This window comes from Pseudoduganella sp. RAF53_2 (genome assembly GCF_052113985.1).
GTDB lineage: Bacteria > Pseudomonadota > Gammaproteobacteria > Burkholderiales > Burkholderiaceae_D > Rugamonas.
The window spans coordinates 1-6884 of record NZ_JBFRDW010000305.1; the positions used below are offsets into that span (position 1 = coordinate 1).

A 6884-nucleotide genomic window follows, 5' to 3' on the forward strand; every position below is an offset into this window, starting at 1 on the left:
CCCCGCAAGACTGCCGCCGCACTGGAGCAGATGACCTGGAAAGGCGCGCAGTCGAGCGAGGGTGACTTCCAGCGCCGCTGGATCGGCCAGTACGTGGCCTTCGCCACCACGCCGGAAGCGCAGAAGCGTCTGGCGGGCCTGCTGGATGGCTCGGTCAAAGTGAATGGCCTGAACGTGAGCCAGGATCTGCGCTGGACCATCATCGAGCACCTGAATGCCGTGGGCTACAAGGGCGGCGATGCGCTGCTGGCGGCGGAACAGGCGAAGGACAAGTCCGATACCGGTGAAGCTGCAGCACTGGCGGCGACCGTGGCGCGTCCTGATGCGAAGGTGAAGGAAGAGTGGATCGCCAAGATCGGCGACACGCAAAGCAAGCTGCCGTTCTCGCGCCTCCGCACGGCGATGGAATCCATGTACCCGGCTTCGCAGACCAGGCTCGCCGAGCAGACCGCGGCGGAACGCCTGGCCCAGCTGCCCGTGCTGGACAAGGCTGCCGGTCCGGTCTTCATGCGCACTTACGCTACGCGCATGATCCCGGCCAGCTGCACGGCCGACAGCGTGGCACGCCTGGCGGCGGCAGCCGAGCAGGATAAGGAGCTGTCCGCCGGTACGCGCCGCGCACTGCTTGTGACGCATCAGGAAGACGCCCGCTGCGTGACCATCCGCAAGGCGCTCACCGTTCCGCTGAGCTGATCGGTGAAGGCGCTGCCCGCCGGCGGCGCCATTGCATTTTGCTATCGATACGCCGGTGCTCAGGCGCCGGCGTATAGTGGTTTTGCTCCTCCATCACTGGGAGAAGACCATGAAAGCGACCCTCCTCACTGCGTTACTGTGCGTGCTGCCGCTCGCGGCCGGCGCCCAGTCAACGGAATCCCGGGACAGCACCGTCCGCGTGCCGGCACCGTGGAGCATCGACCTGCCAGATCATGCACTCGGCATGGTCCTCACCAATTTCGACAGCTACCAGGGCGCGTACGACCTGTCCGATGGGCGTGTCCTGTACCTCACCTCGCGCGGGCATGCCATGTACGCCCAGATCGGTGACCAGGACAAAGTCCGGGTGGTGGGCGCCACTGCCGACAGTTTTGTGGCCGTGGACCGCAGCCTCAAGCTCAGCCTGAACCAGCGGATGGACGGTGAAGTGCGCGGCGATGTGCTCTACATACCGCAAGCCAGCGCCCTTGCCGGCTTGCCGGTGAAGCCTGTTTTACTCACTTTTGGCGGTAATTAGCGCCTTTCCGACCCAGCCGGGCCCCGTCGTGGTGGCCCGGCCTTCCATTTAATTGCTGACTTGCAACAATTCGAGAGAATTGAAGGGCATTCTATTGCTTACAATGCGCCCGTTTGATCCCAATCCAAGATACCGCTCCTCCCAGCGGTTTTCCCCACCCTCCGGTGCCGCAAGGCCCGGAGGCTTTTTTTTGTCGAAAATTTTGACAGTTGAGGGCAGGTACTTATTTAAAAGTAAACGATAAGCTTTTGATAATTAAAGAAATGATGTAAAAATTTTAACGTTGGCATTGAATTTGCTCTTTGGGGCCGGTGTCCTGATCAAAACCAAACCAAGGAAGAAATTCAACAATGAAAAATTTGTCCAAGCTGCTGGGAATTTTGCTGCTGAGCCTGACGGCTTCGGCCGCCACCGCAGGCCCTGTGATCATTGCCGGTACCGATGCTGATGACCACGGTTTCGCCACCGGCACGACCAATATGACCGGCTGGCTGTTCATGCAAAAGGCATTCGAGAACATCGCAGGCCAGGTCAGCAACGGCAGGAACTCCATCGTCTGCCTGGGCTGCAACGGCTCGCAGGCCGGCGCTGCCTTTGATTCGTCCACCCAGAACTCCGCGCTGACCGGCTCCTGGACGTTTGCCAACCTGACTTCGCTGAGCGATATCAGCGGCTTCTTCGATGGCACGGGCGCGGTCAACATCGGCAATGCCGGCATCATCTACATGCCGACCGTGGAAAGCAATATCATTGGCGGCATCAGCGACGCCCAGCTGGCGCTGGTCAATGCCCAGGGTGCTGCGCTGAACAGCTATCTGGCGGCAGGCGGTGGCCTGTTCACGCAGGAGCAGGCCAACTCTGCCATCGGCTACGGCTGGCTGACTTCCCTGCTGCCCGGTCTGATTGTGCAGGGCGATAACGGTGGTCCGTCAACCGACACCAGCCAGCTGACGCTGACCGCAGCCGGTAACGCTRCCTTCCCGGGCCTGACCAATGCCGACGCCAGCAATGCTACGCCCTGGCACGCCTGGTTCTCCGGCAACTTCGGTGGTTTGCAAACCCTGATCACCGGCCCGATCTTCAATGATGCGGGCGGCACTTTCCCCGGCGCTGTGGTGCTGGGTGGCGGGGCCGGTACGGTGATCAGCTGCGGCTCGCCGGGCCAGCCGGCTTGCGACGTGCCCGAGCCGGATAGCCTGCCGCTGATGGGCTTCGGCCTGCTGGGCATGGTGTACACCATGCGCCGCCGCTTCGGCAAATAAGCCCTATAACCTGGCCAGGTCGGGCCCGTCCTTGCGGCCTAGCCAGGTGGTTTCGAAACGCTTACGGGCAGCGGCCAGCGCGGCAGTGTCGCCGCGCTGACGATAGACCTCGATCAGGCCACGCAACGCCCAGCCATTGCTGGGCGTTTTTGCAAATGAGGCACGGAAGGCCTGCTCCGCAGCATCCAGCCTGCCGGCACGCAGCAGGGCCGCCCCCAGCGATTGACGCACCGGGTAATACCAGTAGGGCGGCTCAGTGTAGGGCAGAGAATCCTGCGCGGCGACGGCTTCCTCATAGGCTTTGATGGCGCCGTCCATATCGCCCCTGGCTTCGGCGACGCGGCCCATCGCAATGGCGCGCGCGGTGTGCACGATGTCCGGCGCCGGCACGCCCCAATCCAGGATGGGTTTGAAGTCGGCGTTCTTTTCCAGTGCGGCCAAGGCATCCGCCTCTTTCTGCGCATCGGCTACGGCGCCCTTGCGCGCGTAGGCGGTGGCGCGGGCATAGTGCCACATGGCTTTCACCAGCACGAAGTCAGGACCCGGATCGGGCAGGGCCAGCAGCGTGTCGGGACTGCTGAACTGCACGTGCGAGAAGTAAGGCGCCGCTTTCACCGGCTGCATCACGGCGAAGGCTTTGACCAGGTCCGCAGGCAGCGCCTTGTCGAGTTTATCGGCGGCTTCCAGCGCCGCCTTGCCGTCCCCGCCCATCAGGGCCGACACCATGGCGAAGTGGATGTTGTGCGGGTAGTAGGCGCCTTTGTAGACGGGGTCGCTGTCCGCCTTGCTGAAGTATTTTTCGTCGATGGCGATCGCATCCAGATTCGATTGCAGCGCCTCGCGGTACAGGCCCACGCGGTAGTAAATGTGCGAAGGCATGTGCACGATATGGCCGGCGCCGGGAATCTGCTTGGCCAGCATGCGGGCGTAGGGCAGCGCCTTGTCCGGATGGGTGGACGCTTCCATTGCGTGGATGTAGTAGTGGATGGCTCCGGGGTGGTTGGGATTACGCTCAAGCACGCGCTCCAGGGCGTCCACCATTTCCGGCGTGCGGCCTTTGGGCTGGGCGCCTGCGGCCTGCCAGTAATCCCATGGCGCCAGATCCATCAGGCTTTCGGCAAACAGCACCTGGATATTGTCGTCATTGGGGAAGGCGCGCGCCGCGTCCGCCATCGCGGCAGCGTACGCCTGGTCCAGCGGACTGCGGTCGGCGGGCGGTTCGGCCTGATAGCGTTTGGCGACAGCGTGAATCAGCGCCTGCTCGGACGCACTGGTTTTGGCAGCCAGCGATTCGGCTTTGGCGGCGGCAGCGGCGGCGGGTGCGACGGCGTCCGGGAACATGGGCGCGTTAATGTTCGGTCCCAGCACCAGCGCCTCGCCCCAGTAGCACATGGCGCATTGCGGATCGAGCTGCTGGGCAGTGCGGAAAGCGCGCGCCGCTTCGGCATGGTTGAAGGCGAAGGTCAGGCGCATGCCCTGATCGAAATAGGCTTGCGCGGCCGCGTTGGCGGTCGTGATCTTCATGTGCAGATTGCCGAGGCTGGGATACAGCGGCGGCTTGGCGGGCGCCGCCGCCGCGCGTGGCTGCTGGGTGGGCTTGAACGGCGCCGTTTCAGCCTGGGCCAGCAGCAGCTTGTCCAGCAAGAGCGGCCGCCCCGCCTGGGTTGGCGCGCACAGGCCTGGGGAGGAGAACAGAGGATCGAAAGGCGCGCGTTCCGCGTCGGCCGCGCCAAGCGCCATCAGGGCCGCGGCCAGCAAGGTTTTCCGGTACATGATGCCTCCTTGCGCAAGGTGATGTCATGTCGATAACATCTCAACTTAGCACAGGGCAGAGCTAAGTCAAGCCGCTTCCGCTACCGAGGTGTCGCCGTGGACGCTGACGCGGTTGCGGCCGTCTTTCTTGGATTGGTAGAGGGCGCTGTCGGCGCGGCGCAGGGCTTCTTCCCAGCTGGCGTCGGTGGGGACCCAGGACGCGATGCCGAGGCTGATGGTCATGGCGACGGTATCGGCCTCGGCCTGCAGCGGGGTGGCTTCGATCAGCGCGCGCATGCGCTCGGCCACCTGGCGCACTTCGCTGGGACCATTGCTGGTGAGGAGCACCGCGAATTCTTCGCCGCCGAGGCGGAACATGGCGTCGTAGCCGCGCAGGGCGTGAGCCGCCAGCGCGGTGACGTGGCGCAGGGCCGTGTCGCCCACGGCATGGCCATGGCGGTCGTTGACCGATTTGAAGTGGTCGATATCGAAGACGATGAAGGCGGCCCGGTGATGCACCCGGCGGAAGCGCGCGAATTCGCGCTCGGCCACGTCGTGCAGGGCACGGCGGTTCAGCCAGCCCGTCAGGCTGTCGGTCAGCGAGGCTTTGCGCAACGCCAGTTCCTGATGGCGGATGACGATGACGGCGCAGCACATGCCCGCGACGGACAGGAAGATCAGCACGCACAGCGAGCCGGAAGTCTGCAGGATCTGGCTGCCGAGGAAGGTCAGCGGCGTATCGCGGCTCAGCACCATGTACAGCGTGCGCAGCGAGAGCTGGATCATGAAGCCGATCTCAATCACCATCAGCGGCACATAGGCGGAGCGCTCCGGACCGCTCGGCAAGCGCCACAGCAGGGCCACCACGTGGCAGTTGATGAAAACAATCACCGGCGTGAACAGCAGCAGCCGATTGATCACCGACGCTTGCGTGAAGGGCAGGAAGTGCAGCAGCACGGACGTCAGCGCGATCAGGGCCAGCACGTCATAGCGCGGCGCCCGTCCCAGATGCCGGCGCAACCCGGCCGCAATGGCGAAATGGCCGGCGATGTAGAAGGAGTTGGCGACCGCAGGAATCAGGAAGTGGCTCAGCTGCCAGGTAGCGGCAATCCCACCCAGGACGTTCGAACCGAGGAAAAACAGTCCGGCATACGACCAATCGCGCAGGCAGAGATCGCGCGGGTTGCCGCGGTACAGGAAAAACATGGCCATGGCCATGATGGCCGCAGCCAGCCCAGATGCAACGACCAGAGTGAAAGCATCCATCCCTTGCTTGCCTGCTGTTGTTATGGCTCGCCAGTATAGAGAGTTTCACGCGTGCAAAAATGCACAAATTGTCACAATCAAGGGAAAACGGAAAGAAACACCGCCCGCGAGGGGCGGCGGCAGACCGTTAATGGTGAAGGGGCGTGGACAAGCCCGGCTGGCCAGCGCCCAGTTCGGTACGCTGGGCGCGCTCGGCGGGGCCGGTGTCCCAATAGCTGGTGAATCGTGCCACTTTGCCATCACGTATATTGAAAACGTGAACGAAAGGATTGTCGTACTGGCGCCCGGTGTTGCGGGCCAGCCAGGTGGAGTCGCCAATGACGACCACAGTGTCGCCTTCCGCGATGATTTGTTTCGGTTCCATGTGCAGGGCTTGCACGGCGGCGTTCAGGTTGGTGAAAAACTGGGCGATGCCCTGTTTTCCGTGATAGTTGCCGGAGTAGGCTAAATATTCCGACTCGGGGCCGGTCCACTCGGCATCATCGTGATACATGTCCAGCAGGCTACGGATGTCACCGGCCTGGAAAAGCTTGTAGCCTTTCATCACCAGTTCTTTGCTCTCTTGAATATCCATGACGTCCCTCCTTTTGGCCGGCCAGCGCAGCGGCGCCGCGGATAGCCGGTCAAATCAGCCTAGTACGGCCATGGATGAAGTCAAGACACTCGCTGTCATCATGACAGGCTATGCTGCCTCCGTACCCGGCGTTGGCTCCTTGCTGCAAACCGATGACCGCTGCGGTCCCGCACAGCGGCAGCCAATCGCCGGGCTGCACAGCGCCTCAGCGCGTGCCGAAATCCTGCGTCCAGTAAGCGGCGGGACGCCTGCCGCCGCGGATGGCGTAGGCGGCGCCCATTTCCGTAAAGCCCGGATTCATCAGGTTGGCGCAGTGGCCGGGACTGGAGAGCCAGCCGGCGACGGCGTCTTCCGCGCTGACTTGTCCCAGCGAGATGTTCTCGCCGATCCTGTGCCAGCTGTAGCCGGCGTCGTGCGCGCGGTCGCCGGGCAGACTGCCGTTCTTGCCGGTGTGGCTGAAGTAGCGCCGCTCGGCCATATCTTCGCTGTGGTGCAGGGCCGCTTCCGCCAGGCGATCGCTCCACACCAGCGGCGGCGCCGGACCGAGGCTTACGCCGCCGCAGTCCTGTGGCTGCGCGCGCAGCGCATTGGTGGCGGCAAGGATCTGCTGGCCGGCGTCGGGCCAGGGCGGCAGTGTCAGCTGGGGATTCGGTGTCGGCTGGGCCAGCACCACCGTCCATGCGTTGCCGTGGCGCGAAGTGCCGATGGCCGCATACTGCGTGCTGAGCATGATGCTGCAATGCTTTTCCTGCAGCGCCTCAAACGCGGCGCGCGCATCGGTAGGGCCGGACACCTGGAT

Annotated in this window: 7 protein-coding genes; 3 read left to right on the forward strand and 4 right to left on the reverse strand. The window is 63.7% G+C overall.

The window, feature by feature from the left end; genetic code table 11:
- The 3 genes from AB4Z11_RS18245 to AB4Z11_RS18255 all read left to right on the forward strand — a co-directional run.
- Nucleotides 1-693 (forward strand): ERAP1-like C-terminal domain-containing protein (locus AB4Z11_RS18245; RefSeq protein WP_442026680.1); only part of this gene is annotated, 693 nt, incomplete at its 5' end.
- A 109-nt stretch (nucleotides 694-802) separates the two neighbouring features.
- Nucleotides 803-1231: a hypothetical protein gene (locus tag AB4Z11_RS18250; protein ID WP_442026681.1), complete on the forward strand. Its 429-nt coding sequence runs from the start codon at nucleotides 803-805 to the stop codon at nucleotides 1229-1231.
- Between the two features lie 350 nt (nucleotides 1232-1581).
- Complete coding sequence (locus tag AB4Z11_RS18255) at nucleotides 1582-2493, forward strand: PEP-CTERM sorting domain-containing protein (protein WP_442026683.1); 912 nt, start codon at nucleotides 1582-1584, stop codon at nucleotides 2491-2493.
- Nucleotides 2494-2496: 3 nt separating this feature from the next.
- Here the strand turns inward: AB4Z11_RS18255 and AB4Z11_RS18260 are convergent, their stop codons facing one another.
- The 4 genes from AB4Z11_RS18260 to AB4Z11_RS18275 form a co-directional block, all read right to left on the reverse strand.
- Nucleotides 2497-4266: a hypothetical protein gene (locus tag AB4Z11_RS18260; protein WP_442026684.1), complete on the reverse strand. Its 1770-nt coding sequence runs from the start codon at nucleotides 4264-4266 to the stop codon at nucleotides 2497-2499.
- 66 nt (nucleotides 4267-4332) lie between these two features.
- Nucleotides 4333-5511, reverse strand: coding sequence for a GGDEF domain-containing protein (locus tag AB4Z11_RS18265; protein WP_442026685.1), 1179 nt, complete (start codon nucleotides 5509-5511; stop codon nucleotides 4333-4335).
- Between the two features lie 127 nt (nucleotides 5512-5638).
- Complete coding sequence (locus tag AB4Z11_RS18270) at nucleotides 5639-6085, reverse strand: nuclear transport factor 2 family protein (protein WP_442026687.1); 447 nt, start codon at nucleotides 6083-6085, stop codon at nucleotides 5639-5641.
- 205 nt (nucleotides 6086-6290) lie between these two features.
- Nucleotides 6291-6884: CAP domain-containing protein (locus AB4Z11_RS18275; RefSeq protein ID WP_442026688.1), on the reverse strand; the 594-nt coding region annotated here is incomplete at its 5' end.